The sequence below is a fragment of the Flagellimonas oceani genome (assembly GCF_011068285.1).
GTDB lineage: Bacteria > Bacteroidota > Bacteroidia > Flavobacteriales > Flavobacteriaceae > Flagellimonas > Flagellimonas oceani.
The window spans coordinates 24,797-45,776 of sequence record NZ_CP049616.1; the positions used below are offsets into that span (position 1 = coordinate 24,797).

20 protein-coding genes are annotated in these 20,980 nt (G+C 42.9%); 9 read left to right on the forward strand and 11 right to left on the reverse strand.

Features of this window, described 5'->3' with window-relative positions; genetic code table 11:
- Positions 1–108 precede the first annotated feature (108 nt).
- Positions 109–648, forward strand: a complete 540-nt coding sequence (locus GVT53_RS00100) for an RNA methyltransferase (protein WP_166246879.1) — start codon at positions 109–111, stop codon at positions 646–648.
- A gap of 115 nt (positions 649–763) precedes the next feature.
- On the opposite strand, the gene folK is transcribed toward GVT53_RS00100, so the two are convergent.
- A complete protein-coding gene (gene folK, locus GVT53_RS00105; protein ID WP_166246880.1) occupies positions 764–1,906 on the reverse strand; it encodes a 2-amino-4-hydroxy-6-hydroxymethyldihydropteridine diphosphokinase in 1,143 nt (380 codons plus the stop codon).
- Between the two features lie 69 nt (positions 1,907–1,975).
- On the opposite strand from folK, the gene sppA reads away from it, so the two are divergent.
- The 3 genes from sppA to GVT53_RS00120 are packed head-to-tail and all read left to right on the forward strand — an operon-like array spanning position 1,976 to position 7,205.
- Positions 1,976–3,736 (forward strand): signal peptide peptidase SppA, encoded by a 1,761-nt coding sequence (sppA, locus tag GVT53_RS00110; protein WP_166246881.1) that lies wholly within the window; start codon positions 1,976–1,978, stop codon positions 3,734–3,736.
- A gap of 20 nt (positions 3,737–3,756) precedes the next feature.
- A complete protein-coding gene (locus tag GVT53_RS00115) occupies positions 3,757–4,464 on the forward strand; it encodes a queuosine precursor transporter (RefSeq protein ID WP_166246882.1) in 708 nt (235 codons plus the stop codon).
- 35 nt (positions 4,465–4,499) lie between these two features.
- Entirely contained in the window at positions 4,500–7,205 is a 2,706-nt protein-coding gene (locus GVT53_RS00120) for an AsmA-like C-terminal region-containing protein (RefSeq protein WP_166246883.1), read from the forward strand.
- 30 nt (positions 7,206–7,235) lie between these two features.
- On the opposite strand, the gene GVT53_RS00125 is transcribed toward GVT53_RS00120, so the two are convergent.
- The 3 genes from GVT53_RS00125 to GVT53_RS00135 all read right to left on the reverse strand — a co-directional run bounded on the left by GVT53_RS00125 (position 7,236) and on the right by GVT53_RS00135 (position 9,169).
- On the reverse strand, positions 7,236–8,000 hold the full coding sequence (locus GVT53_RS00125; protein WP_166246884.1) for a DUF6090 family protein: 765 nt from the start codon (positions 7,998–8,000) through the stop codon (positions 7,236–7,238).
- 44 nt (positions 8,001–8,044) lie between these two features.
- Positions 8,045–8,272 carry a hypothetical protein gene (locus tag GVT53_RS00130; protein ID WP_166246885.1) on the reverse strand — a complete coding sequence of 76 codons (228 nt, stop codon included), beginning with the start codon at positions 8,270–8,272 and terminating at the stop codon, positions 8,045–8,047.
- Between the two features lie 102 nt (positions 8,273–8,374).
- Entirely contained in the window at positions 8,375–9,169 is a 795-nt protein-coding gene (locus GVT53_RS00135; protein WP_166246886.1) for a DUF2797 domain-containing protein, read from the reverse strand.
- A 98-nt stretch (positions 9,170–9,267) separates the two neighbouring features.
- On the opposite strand from GVT53_RS00135, the gene GVT53_RS00140 reads away from it, so the two are divergent.
- Both GVT53_RS00140 and GVT53_RS00145 read left to right on the forward strand, forming a co-directional pair.
- On the forward strand, positions 9,268–10,782 hold the full coding sequence (locus tag GVT53_RS00140) for a GH3 auxin-responsive promoter family protein (protein ID WP_166246887.1): 1,515 nt from the start codon (positions 9,268–9,270) through the stop codon (positions 10,780–10,782).
- Positions 10,783–10,952: 170 nt separating this feature from the next.
- Positions 10,953–11,495: a hypothetical protein gene (locus tag GVT53_RS00145; protein ID WP_240905105.1), complete on the forward strand. Its 543-nt coding sequence runs from the start codon at positions 10,953–10,955 to the stop codon at positions 11,493–11,495.
- Here the strand turns inward: GVT53_RS00145 and clpX are convergent.
- From clpX to GVT53_RS00180, 7 genes are all read right to left on the reverse strand, one after another.
- Entirely contained in the window at positions 11,492–12,727 is a 1,236-nt protein-coding gene (clpX, locus tag GVT53_RS00150; protein WP_166246888.1) for an ATP-dependent Clp protease ATP-binding subunit ClpX, read from the reverse strand. The two genes, GVT53_RS00145 and clpX, sit on opposite strands and share 4 nt — an antisense overlap.
- Before the next feature lie 86 nt (positions 12,728–12,813).
- The gene (clpP, locus tag GVT53_RS00155) at positions 12,814–13,494 is read right to left on the reverse strand and encodes an ATP-dependent Clp endopeptidase proteolytic subunit ClpP (RefSeq protein WP_166246889.1); all 681 of its coding nucleotides are present in this window, start codon (positions 13,492–13,494) and stop codon (positions 12,814–12,816) included.
- 91 nt (positions 13,495–13,585) lie between these two features.
- On the reverse strand, positions 13,586–14,908 hold the full coding sequence (tig, locus tag GVT53_RS00160; protein ID WP_166246890.1) for a trigger factor: 1,323 nt from the start codon (positions 14,906–14,908) through the stop codon (positions 13,586–13,588).
- Between the two features lie 99 nt (positions 14,909–15,007).
- Positions 15,008–15,352 (reverse strand): phage holin family protein, encoded by a 345-nt coding sequence (locus GVT53_RS00165; protein ID WP_166246891.1) that lies wholly within the window; start codon positions 15,350–15,352, stop codon positions 15,008–15,010.
- Between the two features lie 78 nt (positions 15,353–15,430).
- Complete coding sequence (locus tag GVT53_RS00170) at positions 15,431–16,933, reverse strand: SGNH/GDSL hydrolase family protein (protein ID WP_166246892.1); 1,503 nt, start codon at positions 16,931–16,933, stop codon at positions 15,431–15,433.
- 137 nt (positions 16,934–17,070) lie between these two features.
- Complete coding sequence (locus GVT53_RS00175) at positions 17,071–17,841, reverse strand: alpha/beta fold hydrolase (RefSeq protein ID WP_166246893.1); 771 nt, start codon at positions 17,839–17,841, stop codon at positions 17,071–17,073.
- On the reverse strand, positions 17,841–18,557 hold the full coding sequence (locus GVT53_RS00180; RefSeq protein ID WP_166246894.1) for a pyridoxine 5'-phosphate synthase: 717 nt from the start codon (positions 18,555–18,557) through the stop codon (positions 17,841–17,843). The genes GVT53_RS00175 and GVT53_RS00180 overlap by 1 nt, the downstream gene beginning before the upstream one ends.
- A gap of 87 nt (positions 18,558–18,644) precedes the next feature.
- Here GVT53_RS00180 and GVT53_RS00185 point away from each other — a divergent pair, with 87 nt between their 5' ends.
- From GVT53_RS00185 to porG, 3 genes are all read left to right on the forward strand, one after another.
- Positions 18,645–19,301: a CBS domain-containing protein gene (locus GVT53_RS00185; protein ID WP_166246895.1), complete on the forward strand. Its 657-nt coding sequence runs from the start codon at positions 18,645–18,647 to the stop codon at positions 19,299–19,301.
- Position 19,302: 1 nt separating this feature from the next.
- Complete coding sequence (locus GVT53_RS00190; protein ID WP_166246896.1) at positions 19,303–20,184, forward strand: NAD kinase; 882 nt, start codon at positions 19,303–19,305, stop codon at positions 20,182–20,184.
- Between the two features lie 112 nt (positions 20,185–20,296).
- Entirely contained in the window at positions 20,297–20,980 is a 684-nt protein-coding gene (porG, locus tag GVT53_RS00195; RefSeq protein ID WP_166246897.1) for a type IX secretion system protein PorG, read from the forward strand.

Genomic DNA, 20,980 nt, shown 5'->3' on the forward strand with positions numbered 1-20,980 from the left:
AGCGATTTAATTCTGTTACTTTTGCCCAAAATTGGGACGAAAACGAATATATTGTTTTCATTGGCCATCAGAAATTTTTGTTGATATTTTCACCCCAATGTTTAAAAAATGAACCGAAAACTGGAAAATAGTGAACTGGACCGTTTGGACGTGGACAGTTTTAAGGAAGCGGAAAAGTCGCCCATCATCATCATTTTGGACAATGTCCGTAGTTTGAACAATATTGGTTCGGTATTCCGGACGGCCGATGCCTTTTTGGTTCAGAAGATTTATCTCTGCGGCATCACGGCGACCCCGCCGCATAAGGATATTCGAAAAACCGCATTGGGCGCCACCGAAAGTGTGGATTGGGAATATCGAAAGGATACGTTGGAATTGGTTGAAGCGCTAAAAGAGGAAGGAGTACGTATAGTGTCGGTGGAACAAGCTGAAAACTCGGTTATGCTGAACGACTTCCGTGTGGATTCAAAGAAAACGATTGCCCTAGTTTTCGGAAACGAGGTAAAAGGGGTTTCGCAGGAAGTGGTCTCGGCCAGCGATACGGTTTTGGAGATCCCGCAGTTTGGGACCAAACATTCCTTGAATATATCGGTAAGTGCCGGAGTGGTAGTGTGGGATGTCTGGAGCAAACAAAACGCCAAAAAATAAAAATGGCCCTGCAAAACAGGGCCGTATGTAAAGTCTGAGTTAGTTAGTTTCTCTTTTAGAGGTTGCTAATAAAATAAAACCATTCGTTATATCCAAACATTTTCCAAGAATTCTCTTAAATGTTTGACAAAAGTATGTTGTCTTCCAGCTTTTGTAAAATGAATTCGTAATCGTCCGGATTACTAACAAAATCCAATTCTCCCATATCCACGATAATGGTGTTTTGACTGGGGTTACTCTTGATAAAATCCAGATAGCCACGATTGATTTTTTCCAGATAGCCCGGGTCTATATTCTGTTCGTAATCGCGCCCCCGTTTTTTAATGTTGGCGAGCAACCGTTCGGTATTTTGATAGAGGTAAAGATAGATTTCCGGCTTTTTCACCTCTTTGTACATAAAACTAAAAACCTTTCGGTATAGATTAAATTCTTCACTCTGCAGGGTGACCTTGGCAAAAATCAACGATTTGAAAATATCATAATCGCTCACCATAAAATTTTTGAAGAGGTCAAACTGTGAGGTGTCGTCCATAAACTGTTGGTACCTGTCCGCCAAAAAAGACATTTCCAAAGGAAAGGCATATCGCGCTTGATCCTCGTAAAACTTGGGCAGAAAGGGGTTGTCCGCAAAGCGTTCCAGTACCAATTTGGCGTTAAAGTCATTGGCGATCATTTTGGACAAGGTGGTTTTTCCCGCTCCAATATTTCCTTCGATGGCAATGAGCTGCAACTGGGAAAACAATCCCGATCTATCCTTAAAAAGCTTGTGCTTGGTCTTTGTCAACCTTGTTTTGTCCCTACATTCCTGTAAAAGATTGCGGGTGTCCTTATAAAGTACCGGATGGTAAAACTGTGGGGCAATATCGCTCAACGGCTTTAGAACAAAGTTCCTATGCTGCATTTGAGGGTGGGGAATCACCAGATCATCATTGTGTATGGCTTCTGTGCCATAATAGATAATATCAATGTCCAAGGTCCTGGAACTATGTCCCGCTGCCGCACGGACCCTTCCAAAATCCTGCTCGATCTGCAAAAGGGTGTCCAATAACTCCTTTGGTTCCAGTGGAGTTAGGAGGGAGAGCACAATATTGAGGAAGTCATCACCTTCAAAACCCATTGCCGGATTTTCATAGACGGAAGAAATATCCAAGATCTTTCCTGCTTTCTGCTGAATACGAAAAATAGCTTTTTGGAGATTCGTATAACGATTTCCCAAATTGCTTCCCAATGAAAGATAAACCTTTTGTTTTCTTACCATAATCCAAGAAACAAAGTAAACAAAACAATACTACATTGGTTATATTTGATGCGTATTAAATTTGACTGAATGAAGTTTTTAAGAAACCTGTTAGCCTCCATTTTGGGGAGTTTGGTGGCCTTTATGGTCATTGTTGGGATGTTTTTCATTTTTATGGCCCTGGTAGGAAGCATGGATGAGGGAGTAGTGGTAAAAAAGAACAGTGTGCTGGAGCTCAGCTTTGTAACTCCGATTTTGGACTATACGGGAAAGGACGATACCGATCCTTTTGCTGCACTGTGGGTAGAGGAGCTTGGACTGGATGAGATTTTACATTCCATAGAAGTGGCCAAGAATGATGATGATATTGAAGGGATAAGCATTACCACCGGATTTTTACAGGCCGGAATATCGCAGACCCGGGAAATTAGAAAAGCCTTGATCGATTTTAAATCCAGCGGTAAGTTCGTGATGGCCCATGCCGATGTGTATGCGCAACGCGATTACTATTTGGCCAGCGCTGCGGACGAGGTCTACATCAACCCTGTTGGGGTATTGGATTTTAAAGGATTGGCCACTGAAGTGCTCTTTTATAAAGGATTGCAGGAGAAGTCAGGTATAAAGATGGAGGTCATTCGCCACGGAAAGTATAAAAGTGCCGTGGAACCCTTTCTATCCGATACCATGAGCGAAGAAAACCGTACACAGATACAGGAACTGATTTCATCGATTTGGGGCGTAATCGTGGACGATATTTCGGAATCCAGAAACATTGCTCCGGAAAACCTGAACATTATTGCGGATACCCTTGGCGGTAGAACCCCAGAATATGCAGTCGCTTCCGGTCTGCTGGACGGTGCCTTGTACTATGACCAGTACGAGAGCCTTCTTCGGGAAAAAATAGGAGTGGAAGAAAATGAAGAATTGAACTATGTAGGGCTGATGGATTACATTCAGAAGGCCAAACAGAAAAAGATCAACAAAGGTTCCGATGATGTGGCGGTAATCTATGCGCAGGGCGAAATCTTGATCGGCGAAGGTGGAAAAAACTATATAGGTCAAAAACTTATAGTCGATGCGCTGCACAAAGCTGTGGACAACGATAATGTAAAGGCTATTGTGCTCCGTGTGGATTCACCAGGGGGAAGTGCTCTGGTATCCGATATTATTTGGAGGGAAATGCAATTGGCCAAGAAAGAAAAGCCATTGGTGGTTTCCTTTGGAAATGTTGCCGCATCTGGAGGATATTACATTGGGGTTGGCGGTGATAAGATTTTTGCCGAACCTACCACCATCACCGGCTCCATCGGTGTGTTCGGAACCATTCCCAACGTGCACGAACTCGCTGAAAATATGGGCGTTAACGCGGAGCAAGTGGGCACCAATAAAAACTCGGTGGATTATTCCTTTTTTGAACCGATGACGGAGTCGTTCCGCAATGTGATGCAAGAAAGTATCGAAGAGACCTACGACACTTTTTTGGACCGTGTTTCCAAAGGGCGCAACATACCGGTCGACAAGGTGAACGAAATAGCCCAAGGCAGGGTCTGGAGCGGTGTGGATGCCCAGGCACTTGGCCTCGTAGATGAACTGGGTAATCTGGACGACGCCATTTTAGCTGCGGCCGATATGGCAGGACTGGAAGAGTATGGTATTAAAAAGTACCCACGTTACAAATCCGGTTTTGAGCAGTTTATGGAGAGTTATGGAGGTGTAAAGTCCAAGATAGGGGAATCCATCATCCAAGAAGAGATTGGAGCAGAGGCCTATAAAATCCTGAAAGAATTCAAACAATTCACAAAGCAAGAAGGAGTGCAGGCCAAAATGCCCTTTAGCTTGAATATTAAATAATTTGTTGCGCTAAAATTTTTATGACGCAAAAGGACAAAAAGTTAGCATTTTCCATATATCTGTACCTCGGTGCGCTGTTCATTACCTCATTGGTGGTGTCCAACCTAATATTCCAAAAGTTTTTCTCTTGGAGTCCTTTTGGCGATGTCACCGTATTTGGAGCGCCACTTTTTGAACTTTCGGTGGGAATTTTGCCCTATCCCATTACCTTTTTGATTACCGATTTGGTTTCCGAAATTTATGGGCAGAGGAAGGCCAATCAAGTGGTTACTGCCGGGATTTTTGCCTCGTTCTTTTCAATGGGGATTATTTTGTTGGCCAATTATTCCAATGCCATACCTACTTCCCCTGTGAACGATGCAACCTTTACCACCGTATTCGGATTGTCGCCATTGGGCGTATTGGCATCCATGCTGGCCTACTTGGGCGCACAGTACATCGATATCACCATTTATCATTTTTGGAAAAGAATCACCAATGGCAGAATGCTCTGGCTCAGGAACAACTTTTCCACATTTTCTTCCCAATTCATAGATACCTTTACCGTGGTCGGGCTCTTGTGCATATTTGGAGTTTTGACGTGGGACAAATTTTATGGATTGCTGATCAGTGGTGTTATTTTTAAAATAATGATTGCCCTTCTCGACACCCCTTTGCTCTATTTTTTCGTATATATAATGCGAAAAAGATTTAACTTAAAAATAGGAGAGGAAATTTCTTTGGATTGATGCTTCTCCTTTAATTTGTTGTAAAACACCGAAGTATGAAGAAAAAAGTCCTGAAAATTACTGGAATAACCCTACTTGTCCTACTCGCGATCATCATTGCGGTCCCATTGTTTCTTCAAGGTAAAATTGAAGAGATCATCAAAACAAAAGTCAACAACAGCATCAATGCCACGTTGGATTTTGAGGATGCCGATTTGAGCCTTCTCAAAAGTTTTCCCTATGCGAATGTTGGACTTACCAATCTGTCGTTGGTGAACAAAGCCCCTTTTGAGGGCGACACCCTGTTCGCATCTTCCGAAATTGAACTGTCCATGTCCATAAAGGAACTGTTCAAGTCGGCAGATGAGCCCATTGTTATCAAAACATTGAACATTGATGGTGCCAAATTGCACATCAAAGCGGACGAGGAAGGCAATGCCAATTACGACATAGCCAAAGAGTCCGAACCATCCGCTACCGCATCATCCGAGGAATCGAGCAGCAACTTTACGCTGAATATGGATTCGTATGCCATTACCAATTCCGAAATCATTTATCAGGATTTGGCCAGTGGTATGTTGCTGGACATTACTGAAATGAACCACTCTGGAACCGGAGATCTTTCCTTGGAAAAATCGGAACTGAAAACATTGACGGATGCCTTGGTGACGTTCGAAATGGACAGTACCCAGTACCTCAACAAAAACAAAATCAATCTGGATGCCCTGATCGGTATCGACCTGAGCGAGAACAAATACACTTTTTTGGAGAACAAGGCGCTCGTGAACCAATTGCCATTGGTTTTTGATGGTTTCGTGAAGGTGAACGAGGACAATCAGGAGGTGGACATTACGTTTAAAACCCCATCTTCCGATTTTAAAAACTTTTTGGCTGTAATTCCCGAGGCATACGCTGCCAATATTGAAAATGTACGGACAACGGGCAATTTTGAAGTGAACGGCGAGTTTAAGGGCGTAGTGGACGATGAGCATATTCCAACATTTAAAATCGCCATCAACTCCGAAAATGCCTCATTCAAGTATCCCGACTTGCCCAAATCGGTGCGCAATGTGTACATCGATACCGAAATCAACAACGAAACGGGAATCACCGAGGATACCTACGTAAATATCAACCGGCTTTCCTTCCTGATCGATGAAGATAAATTCAACCTGAACGCCAAAATCAGGGAATTGATGGGCAATACCAAAGTAAATGCCCATATGGACGGTAGAATCAATTTGGCCAATATTTCACAGGCGTATCCCGTACCCGACGATTATAATCTTAAGGGAATCTTGAATGCGGATGTTACCACGGCTTTCGATATGGCTTCCATCGAAAAAAAACAATATCAAAACACCAAAACAAGTGGCAAGGCTTCCTTGACGGGTTTTGAATATGCTTCGGAGGAACTTAAAAATCCCCTTGCAATTACTACAGCTGCCGTAACATTTAACCCGAACACGGTAACGCTGGATTCGTTCCAGGGAAAAACCGGAAGTACGGATTTTAACGCCAAAGGAACGTTGACCAATTTATTGGGCTTTATGTTCAATGATGAAAACATCGAAGGAAAGTTTACGCTTGACTCCAATCTATTTGCCCTGAACGATTTTATGGTCGAGGAAACCGAAGGAAGTGAGGGCGAAGGAACAGGTGAAGAAACCGGCTCGACCACCACAGGGGAGGAGCGCATCAAAATACCATCGTTTTTGGATTGTACCATTGACGCATCTGCCAATACAGTGGTTTACGATAATCTTAAACTGAAGAACGTTAAGGGAACCTTGGTGATTAAGGACGAGACCGCGACGGTACAGAACCTGACCTCCAATTTATTTGGGGGTACGTTGGGTCTATCCGGCTCTGTGTCCACCAAGCAGGAAGCTTCGACTTTCGACATCAATCTTGGAATGGACAATTTCAACATCGGGGAATCCTTTGCGGGACTGGAATTGTTCAAGGTGTTGACACCGCTTGCAACCGCCATTCAAGGAAAGCTCAATTCCGATATTAAAATATCGGGTAACCTTAAGGATGATTTTACACCTAATCTGGCCACTATTTCAGGTAATTTGTTGGCAGAATTGTTGAATCCAACGGTTGATACCCAAAAAGCACCCTTGGTCTCTGCATTGGATAGCAAGCTCAGTTTTTTAAATACCAAAGAAATTAATTTGGATGGCTTAAAGACTGCATTGACCTTTGATAATGGTACGGTAAAAGTGAAGCCGTTTACCTTAAATTATAAGGACATCGCCATAGATGTGAACGGAAGCCACTCTTTTGACAAACAGATGAATTATTCGGCCACCCTGAACGTTCCTGCAAAGTATTTGGGCAAAGAGGTCACTAAACTGATCTCACAACTGAACGATGATAGTGTGGGTGAAGTTACGATTCCCGTAACGGCGAATATTGGAGGCAATTTCACCAATCCGTCAGTAAGTACCGACCTTACTTCGGGTGTGAAAACATTGACATCCAAATTGGTGGAGATGCAAAAGCAGAAGTTGGTCAATCAAGGCAAGGACAAGGTGAAAGATTTGTTGTCCGATGCATTTAAAAAAGATGGGGCCGATACTACCAAAACAAAATCCGACGGAGTTAAAGAGGCCATTGGAAACATTCTGGGGGGTAAAAAGGATACTACGGCAACGGATAGTACCAAAGCCAAAAAGCAGGAGGATGTTAAAGATGCCGCCAAATCCATTTTGGGCGGACTGCTCAAGAAAAAGAAGAAAGATACTGTAAATTAAAAATACGGGGCGGTCATGGATCGCCCTTTTTTATTCCACCAACTCGTTATTGATCATCTCTAAGATAGAATCTAGGCTTGTCATTAAGGGAATGTAATGGTCTATTTCCGTGGATTGACTTGTTATGATGAACAACAGGATGTTGTTTTCAAAGGCAACGGATTCCAGTGCGCCTAGGTTGCTGATAGGGTTTTTCCTGAGGGGAATCCCCAATTTTTTGGACATTCCCGTGTAGTCCAACAACGTATGGATGCTATAGCCTTCGTCCCTAAATACGTTGACGGTATTGTTCCGTTCTTCACCTAGCATTTTTTCCTGATTGGCTATATCATCAATAGTCGATATCCAATTGGTGAGCCGAATCCGTAAGGTGTCGTTGGAAATATCCTTTAAACTGCCCGAGTTGATCATTTCATTCAGCAACGAGTTGTTCGGGTTGAAAAAAATATCGTTGGTGAAGGCATCGGATAGCAAATTTGAAAAAGTTTCCTCGGTTGCCACATTTCCATCTTCCATCAACAGAACTATTTCTTGTGCGGCTTCATAACTTTTCCTGTTTACTTTGATGAGCTCCTCCAGCTTTGTTTTACTGATATCAAATTCTTCTTTTAAACCTTTAAGGTAAACCTGTTCCTTTTCCCGTTTTATGCGATTGTCGTTTGCATTGTCTATGGCGAGTGCAATCAAAATGCCGATGACTACCAGAACAATTTCTCCAATGGCGTACAGAAGATAATTCCCGACCTTTTTTTCGGCAATGAATTGCTTCCTGATTTTTCTGAAAAATTTGAGCATGGGATTGGATGCTTTGGCTAAATTCTATCGATTGATTGATTGATTTAGTTCGGCCTGTCCTTCATTTTCTCCAAAAAGTTAACCATTTCCCTGAGGCTTTTTTGCAGTTCATCGTAGCCCATTACGTCACCAATGGACATAATATCGAGTAGGTTTTCTTTGGTTTTGGTTTTTAGGGATTGTTCCAAAAAGTCCATGGAATCTTTTACCTCTTGCGATGGGTTATCGATTCGCTTGAGCATTTTCAGGGTCTGTAATACTTCTTTTAGCATTTTGTATATGTTATGTTAAAGTGCTTAAATTATAAAATCTTTGTAGAAGTCAAATAATGATGGTCTGTCGTATTTTTAAGGCTTGGGTTTTTATTGTATTTACTATATAAAATTGATGCCCACATAATACCCTTCGCTTCCCCTTACATTGAACACCGTATTGTCCTCAAAAATAAGATACTGTCCTTTGATGCCCTTGAGAACACCTTTATAACTTGGTGTTTTGTCAAGATTCAGACTTTTTACCTTTTCGGGATATTTCAACACGGGAAACTCAAGGTTGGTTTCCTCCCGATCTTCCAAAAAAAAATCAAGGGCCTCCTCCGGAATGCTTGCTTTTAGTTTGTTTCGCCACGCCACCAGGTCCACGTCCTCAATCTCGTTCTGCAACATTTTTCGCCAACTGGTCTTGTCGCTTACATGGTCTTTGAGCGCCACTTCGGTAATACCTGCCAAGTAACGGTTGGGTACCTCCACGATTTCTATCGCCTCATGTGCCCCTTGATCTATCCACCGGGTAGGTACTTGCGATTTTCGGGTAACCCCCACTTTAATGCTGCTCGAGTTGGCCAAATACACAATGTGCGGTTGCAACTGCATTTTTTTCTCGAACTCGAGGTCTCGGTCCTCTTTGTCCAGATGTGCCGTGCTCAGTTCAGGTTTCATGATCCAATCTCCGGCAAGGGGAGTCTCATAAAAGCAGGTTTTACAAAAACCCTGTCGATAGATGGGCCTGTCCTCACCACAGTTCAAACATTGAAATTTGATGAAATCAATCTGAAGTTCCCTGTTCAGCCCTTGGTTCATGTTGATAAAATCGTTCTCGAAAACCAAAAAATACTGGATAGGGCTCCCGATTTCAGTTCGCATCTTTCTTAGGACTCCTTCGTATAACATATTAAAATGAATGTGTTTGTCTTATTTGAAAATGAATGTTAGAAAAGCTATTTTAGCACTTGTACTAACCTTAACTTTATTGGTTAAATATACCTAAAATGCCAATACCTTTATTCAATTCCATTGCTTCTTGGTTGTTGAGAAAGCGCTACCACCAAATAGAGCTTTTTTTAAAGTATCCTTTGGATGTGCAGGATGAGGTATTGCGGCAACTGGTCGATTTTTCCCAGGATACCATGATCGGTAAACAGTACGGGTTCCAAGATCTTCCAAAGTATGATGAATTCAGGAACAGGGTGCCCATTGTTACCTATGAGGATGTTGCCCCGTTGATAGAACGTACGCGAAGGGGAGAGCAAAATCTTTTTTGGCCAACATCCATAAAATGGTTTGCCAAGAGCAGTGGTACCACCAATGCAAAGAGCAAGTTTATCCCGGTGAGTACGGAGGCTTTGGAAGATTGTCATTATAAATCCAGCAAGGATTTACTGTGCCTATACCTGAACAACAACGAGAACTCACAATTGTTTACCGGAAAAAGTTTGAGGTTGGGCGGAAGCAAGGAACTCTATGAGGACAATGGGACTTTTTTCGGGGACCTATCTGCAATATTGATTGATAACATGCCCCTTTGGGCCGAATATAGCAGTACACCCAGCAACAAGGTGTCATTAATGACGGAATGGGAATCCAAGTTAGAGGCCATTATTGAAGAAAGCATACGGGAGAACGTGACCAGTTTGGCAGGTGTTCCTTCTTGGATGTTGGTTTTATTAAATCAAGTGTTGGAGAAGACCGGGAAAAACCATTTGTTCGAAATCTGGGAGAATCTGGAAGTGTATTTTCACGGGGGAGTGAGCTTCACACCCTACAAGAACCAGTATAAAAAACTACTGCCACGGAAAAAATTCAACTTTTATGAAACGTATAATGCTTCCGAAGGTTTCTTTGGTATACAGGACCAGAACAATTCCGACGAGCTGTTGTTGATGTTGGATTATGGTATTTTCTACGAATTTATACCAATGGGCGCCAATGGAGAAGGGGAGCAGGCGATTCCGCTATGGGAGGTTCAGCTTGGCGTAAATTACGCCATGGTCATTACTACCAATGCCGGATTGTGGCGCTATAAAATTGGAGATACCATTCGGTTTACCTCCAAAAATCCGTATCGAATCAAAATCACGGGACGTACCAAGCACCACATCAATGTTTTTGGAGAAGAATTGATTATTGAAAACGCAGAAGAGGCATTAAAACAGGTCTGTCTAAAGACCGAAGCGGAGATTATGGACTATACCGCGGCACCTATTTTTATGACGGATAAGGAGAAAGGTGCCCATGAATGGATCATTGAGTTCAGGAAGGCCCCTGAAGATATTGCCTATTTTACGGAAATGCTGGACAACGCGCTCAAAGCCCTGAACTCGGATTACGAAGCCAAGCGCTATAATAATATTACCTTAAAGATGCCCAAAGTGCACATAGCTAGGGAAAACCTGTTCCATAACTGGCTTAAATCCCAGAACAAATTGGGCGGACAACATAAGATCCCTAGGCTATCCAATGAACGAAGCTGTATTGAAGAATTGCTGCGTATGAACATGCAGTAGGTCCATATAAAGATAAAATTCAACTTTACTAAAATTTTACGAAAACGTTTTCGTAGATTTGACCCATTCGTCGTGGAAAGGTTTCTTTTGAACAAATAAAAAAGGATTTACGGCGTTTATTAATGAAATTCCCCCAGCGAATCTTTTATCAAACACAAAACCATTAAATCATGGCAGAAAAACTTGTTGTAATCTCAGATAAGTGGGGTGCAAAAAAAGGCCTTTGGATAGCTTCCTATTTTGGCTACCTACAACAATACTACGATATTGTTTTCCACGATTGTCAACAATTGGGCAATGTAGATGTCCCTATTTCTTCTGAAGAAAACATAGATAAAGCTTTTTTCCAAGAAAATGGAATCGAAAGGGCCGTTTCCAACTTGATTAGAAAAGAAAAGGAGCAGGCGCATTATTTGGCCTTCGGCGTAGGCGCAACAGTGGCCTATAAGGCATCATTAAAAGGTTTGCCGGCAAAATCGATTACCGCGATTTCTGCTGTTGGCATTGAATCGGAACAACAAACGCCCCCAATGGACGTGCAATTGATCTTTGGGGAATGCGATAAGCAAAAACCAGGTCTTGCCTGGGCCAAAGGTGTGAGCGCCAACCTTAGGATAGTTCCCAATTTTGGCCACACACTTTATTCCGACGAAAAAATTATTTCCGAAGTAAGTTTGGAACTTTTGGAAAATGTCACAAAAAAAGCAGTCTAGGAGACTGCTTTTAATTTTTTAACGGTTTCGTAAGAGAGTTTTTTCTCCGCGTACCCCTTGGTGACCTTGAACTCCGTTTCATCACTGCTGGGCAATGTGAACATCGCATCGGTAAATACCGCTTCGCACAGGGAGCGTAATCCTCTTGCACCAAGTTTGTATTCAACGGCCTTTTCAACAATATAGTCCAAAGCCTGTTCGGTAATGGAGAACTCGATGTCGTCCATAGCGAACAGCTTCTCGTATTGTTTTATGATGGCGTTCTTGGGTTCTGTTAGGATAGCTCTCAGTGTTTTGGCATCCAAAGGATTCATATGCGTAAGAACAGGGAGTCTTCCGATAATTTCGGGAATAAGCCCAAACTCCTTTAAATCTTTTGGGATGATATACTGTAGAATGTTTTCTTGGTCCAAATTTTCTTCAGCCTTGGAAGCACTATAACCTACCGCTTGCATGTTCAAACGTTTGGTAATAATACGTTCTATACCATCAAAAGCACCACCGGCCACAAAGAGGATGTTTTCTGTGTTGACCTCGATAAATTTTTGATCAGGGTGTTTACGTCCGCCTTTTGGTGGTACATTAACTGTGGTTCCCTCAAGAAGTTTCAATAAACCTTGCTGAACACCTTCACCGGATACATCACGGGTAATGGATGGATTATCACTTTTACGGGCGATCTTGTCAATTTCATCAATAAACACGATGCCGCGCTCCGCTTTTTCCAAGTTATAATCGGCGGCTTGTAACAAACGGGTAAGGATACTTTCCACGTCCTCGCCCACGTAACCGGCCTCTGTTAGCACTGTGGCGTCCACAATGGCCAAAGGCACGTTCAACATTTTGGCAATGGTCTTGGCGATAAGGGTTTTTCCCGTACCTGTTTGCCCTACCATTACAATATTACTTTTTTGGATTTCGATATCCTCGTCCTTGCCCTTGGGCTGCAACAATCTTTTGTAGTGATTGTATACCGCTACGGACATTACTTTTTTGGTTCTTTCCTGTCCAATCACAAAAGTGTCCAAGAATTCATGAATCTCCATAGGTTTTTTTAGGACCAACTCGGAGGATAGATCTTGGTTTTTGGTCTGTTTGGACTCTTCGGCTACAATACTGTGGGCCTGTTCTATGCATCTGTCGCAAATATGCGCATCCAAACCGGCGATCAATAAATTGGTTTCCGGTTTTTTTCTACCACAAAAAGAACATTCCAAATTTTCCTTTGCCATATAAATTCAATCTTCAACCAACAATAACGTAAAAAAAATGAAATTGTTCTGCGTTAAGTGGTTGTTTTTTAGTCAATTGGTTTGAATTATGATTTTTCTCTGACCAATATTTCATCGATCATGCCGTATTCTTTGGCCTCTGGTGCTTTCATCCAGTAATCACGGTCACTGTCTTCGTAAACTTTGTCATAAGATTGACCGGAATGGTTGGAAATGATCTCGTAAAGCTCCTTCTTTATTTTGAGCACTTCTTGCGCGGCGATTTCAATATCACTGGCCTGACCTTGGGCTCCGGAGAGCGGTTGGTGGATCATTACCCTTGAATGGGGCAATCCACTTCGCTTGCCCTTTTGTCCGGCGCAAAGCAATACGGCGGCCATGGATGCGGCAATACCGGTACAAATGGTGGCCACGTCAGGTTTTATGAACTGCATGGTATCGTAAATGCCCAAACCTGCATAAACACTACCTCCTGGGGAGTTAATGTATATTTGGATGTCCTTGGATGCATCGGCACTTTCCAAGAACAGCAATTGTGCCTGTACAATATTGGCCACCTGATCGTTGATGCCCGTTCCCATAAAAATGATCCTGTCCATCATCAATCGGGAGAAAACATCCATGGCAACAGCGTTCATTTGCCTTTCCTCAATAATGTTGGGGGTCATGTTCATTGGGTACATGGTACTCATGAGCTTATCATAGTACATGCTGTTTATACCATGATGTTGGGTAGCGTATTTTTTGAATTCTTTTCCGTAATCCATAGGATTTGACTCGATTTATCTTATAAAAAAAGGTGCCGAAAAATTAGCTTTCCGGCACCGTAAAGATACTTAATTTTCTTTTAGCGAAGCCTTAGCTGTATGCTTCCTTGATGAAGTCGTCATAAGATACTTCCTTCACCTTAAGGTTGGCCTTTTCTTTGTAAAGGTCCAAAAGTTTCTGGCTCATTAATTGTTCGGACAATCTTTTTACCTCGTCCTGATTGCTCATTACCCTTGCGGCAACGCTTTCCAATTCTTCTTCTTTAGGATCCATATGACCGTATTGTGCCATTTGCGATTTGATGAATCCTTTGGCAAACTCCTTCAATTCGTCGAACTGAACCTGAAGTTCGTTTTCTTGGATGATCTTGCCCTCGATCAATTGGTAACGAAGACCTTGTTCGGATTTTTCAAATTCTTCTTTGGCTTCATCTGCGGTCAATGGATTTTCACCGCTGATCTGAATCCACTTCTTCAAAAACTCGGCAGGAAGCTCGAACTTGGTCTCATCGATCAATTTTTCGGTGATGTCGTTCAACAATTTTTGATCGGACTGCTGCTCGAACTGCTTTTCGGAATCTTCCTTGATTTTATCCTTCAGTTCTTTTTCTGAGGTCACTTTACCTTCACCGAACAATTTATCAAAAAGTTCTTGGTCCAATGCTGCCGGCTCTCTTTCGTTGATTTCCTCAATGGTAAAGGTCACATCGATTTTTAGGTCCTCAGCTTTGTCGCGGGCAATGCCCAAGGCGCTGGACAACAGGTAATCTTCCTTAAAAAGTCCTTTTGTGTTCAGGGTAACGGAGTCGCCCACTTTTTTTCCGACAAGTGCATCAATTGCTTTCTTGCTCTTGATCTTGTCCATTTCAAGAGTGGTCTTGTGGTCGATTTCCTCCTCTTCATTGGCAAAGAAACCAGTGATTTCATCTTTTTTGCCTACTTCGGTCTTGGAAATCAATTTCCCGTACTGCTTTTGAATACGTTCCACTTGCTCCTCGATCATTTTTTTGTCGGCAACGATTTTGTATTGGGTCACCGCTTTTTTGGTCTTCAAGTTTACATCAAAGCTTGGTGCCAATCCCAATTCAAATTCGAAATCAAGATTGTCCTTGTCCCAATCAAAATTGTCCTGTTGTTTGGGAAGTGGATTTCCCAAGACGTCCAATTTTTCTTCCGTAAGGTATTTGTTCAGATTGTCCTGAAGCAATTTGTTCACTTCATCCACCAAAACGGCCTTGCCATATTGTTTTTTGATAAGTCCCATGGGAACTTGTCCTTTTCTGAAACCAGGAATATTGGCCTGTTTTCTATAATCTTTAAGGATTTTCTCTACTTTGTCCTGATAGTCTTCTTTGCTTATGGCAACCTTTACTACTGCATTAAGATCGTCAATCTGCTCTTTGGTTATATTCATTTCCTACCTAATTTGCTTTCTAAAAATGGGATGCAAAAGTAACTCTTTTTTGATTTGCTGCCAAGTTTTTAAACCGTTGACTTTCAAACATTAGAATTTCTATTGGTCTTCTTTTAAAACGGAGTGCAAAATTGCCTGCAAAAAGGACAGCAATAGGCTAAAAATGATGGCCCACCAAAAACTCTCGACTTGGAAGCCGTCTATAAGGTTTGCGGTCAAAAGAATGATGATCGCATTGATCACCAATAAGAAAAGTCCCAAGGTCAAAATGGTAATGGGCAGGGTAAGGATAACCAGGATCGGTTTTACCAAAAAGTTGAGCAAGCTCAGTACCACGGCCACTATGATAGCGGTAAACATGGAGGAGACGCCTACCCCTGGCAGCACATAGCTTAATATTACTACGGCCAATGCATTCAATAATAGTCTTAAAATAAGTTTCATAGGTTTGACAAATAGGTTGTTATAAATTAAAAAGGCACCGAATTTCGGTGCCTTTAAGATAAAGAAAATAATGTTTGTCTAGTCAATATATAGTCCAGTGTAATCCAGTGGGTTTACGCCGGGCAAATTCGAATTGTATTTTGCATTGATGGCATCGATAAAGGCGTTCGCCACAATGGCGTAACCTCGCGGTGATGGGTGGACCCCGTCCAAGGAGAATCCGCCACCTGTGGCAAAGGTCGCATCCACGATGCTACCATCAGCTTGTTGGAACCCGTTTGTGTTAAGTTCGGCCAATAATGCATTCGCATCTACAAGGGCAAGGTCGTATGCTGTCGCCAAACCGGCTATGGTCTGGTTATAGGCAGTCAGTGCATTTTCCACAATGGTTTGTTCTTCAGGTGTCAGCACCCATTGGTCTGCCAAAGGAACGGCAACTCCATTAATGGAGGTTGGATTGTTGGGGTCTGCAAGTGTGCCGATGAAACTTCTGGATGTTAGGACCATAAGGTCTTCTTCGGTAGCTTGTCTCATATTGGTCAAAGCAGGGTTGAATCCGGTCAAATCTGTCAAATCTTCATCAATGATCACCACGGCATTGCCTTCTCCGGGAGCAAATGAAATTGTTCTTTTTGCCAATTCATCCTCAGTGATTATGCTAAGTTGTTGTAATTGTGCCAAACCGGCATTGTAAGCTCCGTAAGCTTCTGCGCTGTTCAAGAAGGCAGCGGTAGCCTCATCCAAAGGAATGGGGTTGTGGGGCACTGTGGTAAAATAGGGTATGTCCGTTACGTTGGGCAAATTTGCGATTACACCTTTGGCACCATTGGCGGTCATGGTTTCAAGCACGGTATTTAAAGAGCCTGCAAAAACGTTGGGGTCGGTAATGTCATTTCTGGAATAGGTGCTGGGGTCCAAATTACCGGTTTGGTCAACTCCAGTCCCACCTCCAGTGGCGTACAATAAAATATCCAAAGAACCTGCCCATAATGAAAAGAACGTAGGGGCTTGTGCGGCTGCATCTCCAACTACCGTTGCTGTTTCTGAGGACGAAAACCTTGCAAAATAAGGATTGGCGGTTCCCATAGCAACACCTGTTACACTGCCGTAACCAGGAGCCAACATTTCATAGCTTTTAGAGCCTGGAATGCCCATGTTATTGTAAGTTCCAGGTAATTTGTCGGCGACATCGGTGGCTCCTTGACCTTCAACTTCGACGGGAGCTGGACTTTCGCCCAAAAAGGACAGGATTAACCTGTTACCTGCAATCACGTTTCCACCTAGGGTCATGCCTCCTAGATTGTCCGCCATAAAAGGGATTTCAAAACTTCCGCCTCCCACAAGGGCAAAATTTCCTGCCAACATATTTGGGTAAGAAGCTTCTTGGCCGGCCCTGAACAATGCATTGTCCGAAAAACCAGAGGTTAGTGAGCCACCAAGGGCCACATAATTTGAGAAATCAGCTGTTCCTGAAGTATATTCCACTGGGTCGGGTCCAGTTGTTTCGGGTGGGGTTGTATCATCTTCACATGCAATCAAGAATAAGCCTAGAAATGGGAGAAAGGCATAAAACTTTTTCATATCAAATTATCTGTTACAGTTAGTTTATGTTAATCCTTATGGTAAGAACCAGAATTAACCAAATCTATATCAAATTTGTCATACAGACAATTAAATAGGTAAAAAAATTATGCATGCATAATAAAAAGGGGTGAATTTTATGAATTCAGAAACGAAAAACTCTTCTCGTAGAATTGCTTTGGGTTCTCTGCGTGGAGCCAGTGTCCTGCTTTGTCGATGGTTTCTATTTCGGCATTTGGAAAGTGTCTTTTGATTTCGGGAGCGTCGGCGGGCTGTATGTATTCCGACCTGTCGCCGCGCAAAAATAGGGTGGCGCCATCGTAAACGGCATTGGATGATATGTTCTCCCCGATTTCCTCCATACGCTCTTTGAGCACATCAAAATTGAAACGAAATCCCAGTTTTTCCTTCTCTTCCCAATACAGATTTTTGAGCAAAAACTGACGGATGCCCCTTTCTTTGATATGTTTGGAAAGCGCTTCGTCCGCCTCCCGTCTATCCGAAATTTGATCGAAATCCAAATGGGAAAGTCCGTCGAAGATAAAATCGTGGTGTGGGGGATAATATTTAGGGGCGATATCGGCGACTATCAATTTGGTCACTCTTTCCGGATGCGAAGTGGCCAGTTGCATGGCGGTCTTTCCTCCCATGGAGTGCCCCATCACGTATGCGGAATCAATGTTATGATGATCCATATAGTTGATGACATCATCGCTTAATATATCATAATTGAACGCTTCGGAATGAAAACTTTTTCCGTGGTTTCGCTGATCTATCAAATGTACTTGATAACCGTTTTCGGAATATTGGGTGCCGAGGGTCTTCCAGTTGTCCGACATGCCCAAAAATCCGTGTAAAATGATAAAAGGTTGTCCTTCGCCCAATATTTTTGAATGTAGTATCTCCATTATTTCAATCTATGTAAGTACATGTTCACCACATTTTCGAGGCCCAGGTAGATGGACTCACAAATCAATGCATGACCTATGGATAACTCCAAAAGATGCGGAATATGTTCTTTAAAAAATTTGATGTTGTCCAAGCTAAGGTCGTGCCCTGCATTGATGCCAAGACCAGCTTCGTGTGCCATTTTGGCTGCTTCAACAAATGGGGCAATGCCACCCTCTTTGTTGCCCTTTGCGAATTCGTGGGCAAAACTTTCCGTGTATAGTTCGATTCGGTCCGTGCCTGTCTCAGCGGCTCCTTTAACCATTTCCACATCTGGGTCTACAAATATGGAGGTGCGAATGCCGTTTTTCTTAAAGGTCTTGATCACATCCACCAAAAAGTTTTTGTGCTTAAGGGTGTCCCAACCCGCGTTTGATGTGATGGCGTCCTCTGCATCGGGCACCAAGGTAACCTGTGTTGGCTTCACCTCGAGCACCAGGTCTATGAATTTTGGAACGGGGTTACCTTCAATATTGAACTCCGTGGTCACCACTTTTTTAAGGTCGCGAGCGTCTTGGTAACGAATGTGCCTTTCATCGGGGCGTGGGTGGATGGTAATGCCCTCCGCGCCAAAAGATTCAATGTCCTTGGTGGATGTTATCAGGTTGGGTACGTTGCCGCCCCTTGAATTTCGTAAAGTTGCCAGTTTATTTATATTGACACTCAACTTTGTCATGTGGTTCTGTTTTTAGATTGTCAAAAATAAGAATTCGGCATGCCTTTTGCCATTTTAAATTAGTATTTTGCACCTAATAGATTTATTATGTACATCCAAGACAAAATAATCAATACGATTCCCATTTTTGAGGTTTCGGAAACTTTAAAGGACGTTATCAAGTTTTTTGAGGAGACCACCTATTCCCATGTTGGTGTGACCGAAAACGGTAATTATTTAGGGTTGCTTTCCGAAAACGACCTGGCCTGTTTTGAGCCTGATAAAAAGGTTGATGATTTCAGGTTTGAAATGGAGGATTTTTTTGTGACCAAGGAAACCGCATGGTTGGATGTGCTCGAAATGTTCTCCAGAAATGAGGCCAATGTATTGCCCGTGCTGGACGAAGACCGTTTGATCTTTGGGTATTACGATTTGGAAGATGTGGTGGATGTGTTTATCGATACGCCTTTTTTTAGGGAGCCGGGTGCCATATTGGTGGTCTCCATTGGAATAAAAGACTATTCGTTTAGTGAGATTGCCCAGATCGTGGAGGGCAACAATGCCCGTTTGTTGGGGGCCTTTATCACCGATTTGCAAAACGATATTGTCCAGATCACCATAAAAGTGGGCACGCAAAGTTTGAACGAAGTTGCGCAGACTTTTAGGAGATACAACTATACCATTGTTTACGGTAATAGCGACGACCAGTTCTTGGAAGATTTAAGGCAGCGTTCCGACTATCTGGAAAAATATCTTAACGTTTAGTATGAAGGTAGCCATTTATGGTCTGTCTTTCCAAAAAGAAGACCAGCTTTGCGTAGAGGAGCTTTTGGATGAACTGAAGAAGTTGGACGCAGCGGTTTATGTGGAGGAAAACTTCAATAAACTTGTGGCCACCATTACCAAGGAACAGGTTAAGGGAACCTTTAACCAGTCCAAAGGATTGGATTCCTCTTTTGATATGTTCGTGAGCTTTGGTGGCGACGGCACCATGTTGCGCGCCGTTACCTATATAAAGGACTACGGAATTCCCATCGTGGGGGTCAATACAGGCCGATTGGGATTTTTGTCCACCTTTAAAAAAGAAAATGTCCGCAAGCTCGTTACCGAGTTCGAAGCAGGGCACTTTACCGTTGAGGAGCGCAGCTTGGTGGAAGTGGAGCTGAATTCGGAACTGGACGAGTTCAACGGGCTCAATTTTGCCCTGAACGAGATTACCGTCAGCCGAAAGGATACCACTTCCATGATCACCGTGGAAACTTGGTTGGATGATGAGTATTTGACCTCCTACTGGTCCGATGGGCTTATTGTTTCCACCCCTACGGGCTCCACGGGCTATTCCTTGAGCTGCGGTGGCCCGGTCATAGCTCCGTCCGCAAAATCGCTGGTGCTCACGCCCATTGCGCCTCACAACCTCAATGCCCGTCCGCTCGTAATTTCCGATACCACGCAGATCAGATTGAAGGTTTCGGGAAGGGAAGAGACGCATTTGGTCTCTTTGGACTCCCGTATTGCCGACATTTCCAACGGTAAGGAAATCCGTATCAAAAAAGCGGGCTTCACCATCAAAATGATAGAGTACAAATCCGAAAGTTTTCTGAAAACATTGCGCAACAAATTGCTTTGGGGGGAAGATAGACGGAATTGATACCATCAAAAACAATAAAAGGAGCGAAAAACTGTTTTACAAGGGAAAGCAATTTTAAACATTTGTCTATAGACCTTCCTTTACTCTTAATTCTTGTAACTTTTTGGATAGTATGCGGATAGTTTTGGCTGTTTTTCTATGCTGTGTGATGAAGATGAGCGCACAGACGTACGAGATAGGAGTATTTGCCGGTGGTGCCAATATGATAGGCGATGTGGGGAGGACCAATTACATATTGCCCTCTGGTCCCGCCTTTGGCGGCATATTCAAATGGAATGCGGGAAAACGCTACGCCTGGAGGGCCAGTGTGCTCTACGGTGAAGTTACGGCCGATGACAACAAATCCCACATGCAATCCAGGCAACAAAGGGGTTATGTGGTGGATAATTCCATTTTGGAGTTCTCCGCCGGACTCGAAATCAACTTTGTTGAATACAACCTTCATAAGCTCGGACCCGCCTTCACGCCTTACTTGTATACCGGTGTAACCTACTTTAGATACGATTTTAATTATATTGATGCCCTTCAGATGCAGGATATTAACCAAAAAGAAGGTAGTTTTGCAATTCCAATGACGGTTGGGGCTAAGTATCGTTTAAATCAATTCTTGATTCTTGGTGCCGAAATTGGGGCCAGATATACTTTCACGGACAATTTGGACGCAAGTAACCCAGAAGGTTCCAATTTTGAGCAATTCCGATTCGGGAACATATTGAGCGATGACTGGTACGTTTTTTCAGGTATAACATTGACCTATACCTTTGGACGTAAGCCTTGTCAGGATTGTTTTCAATAA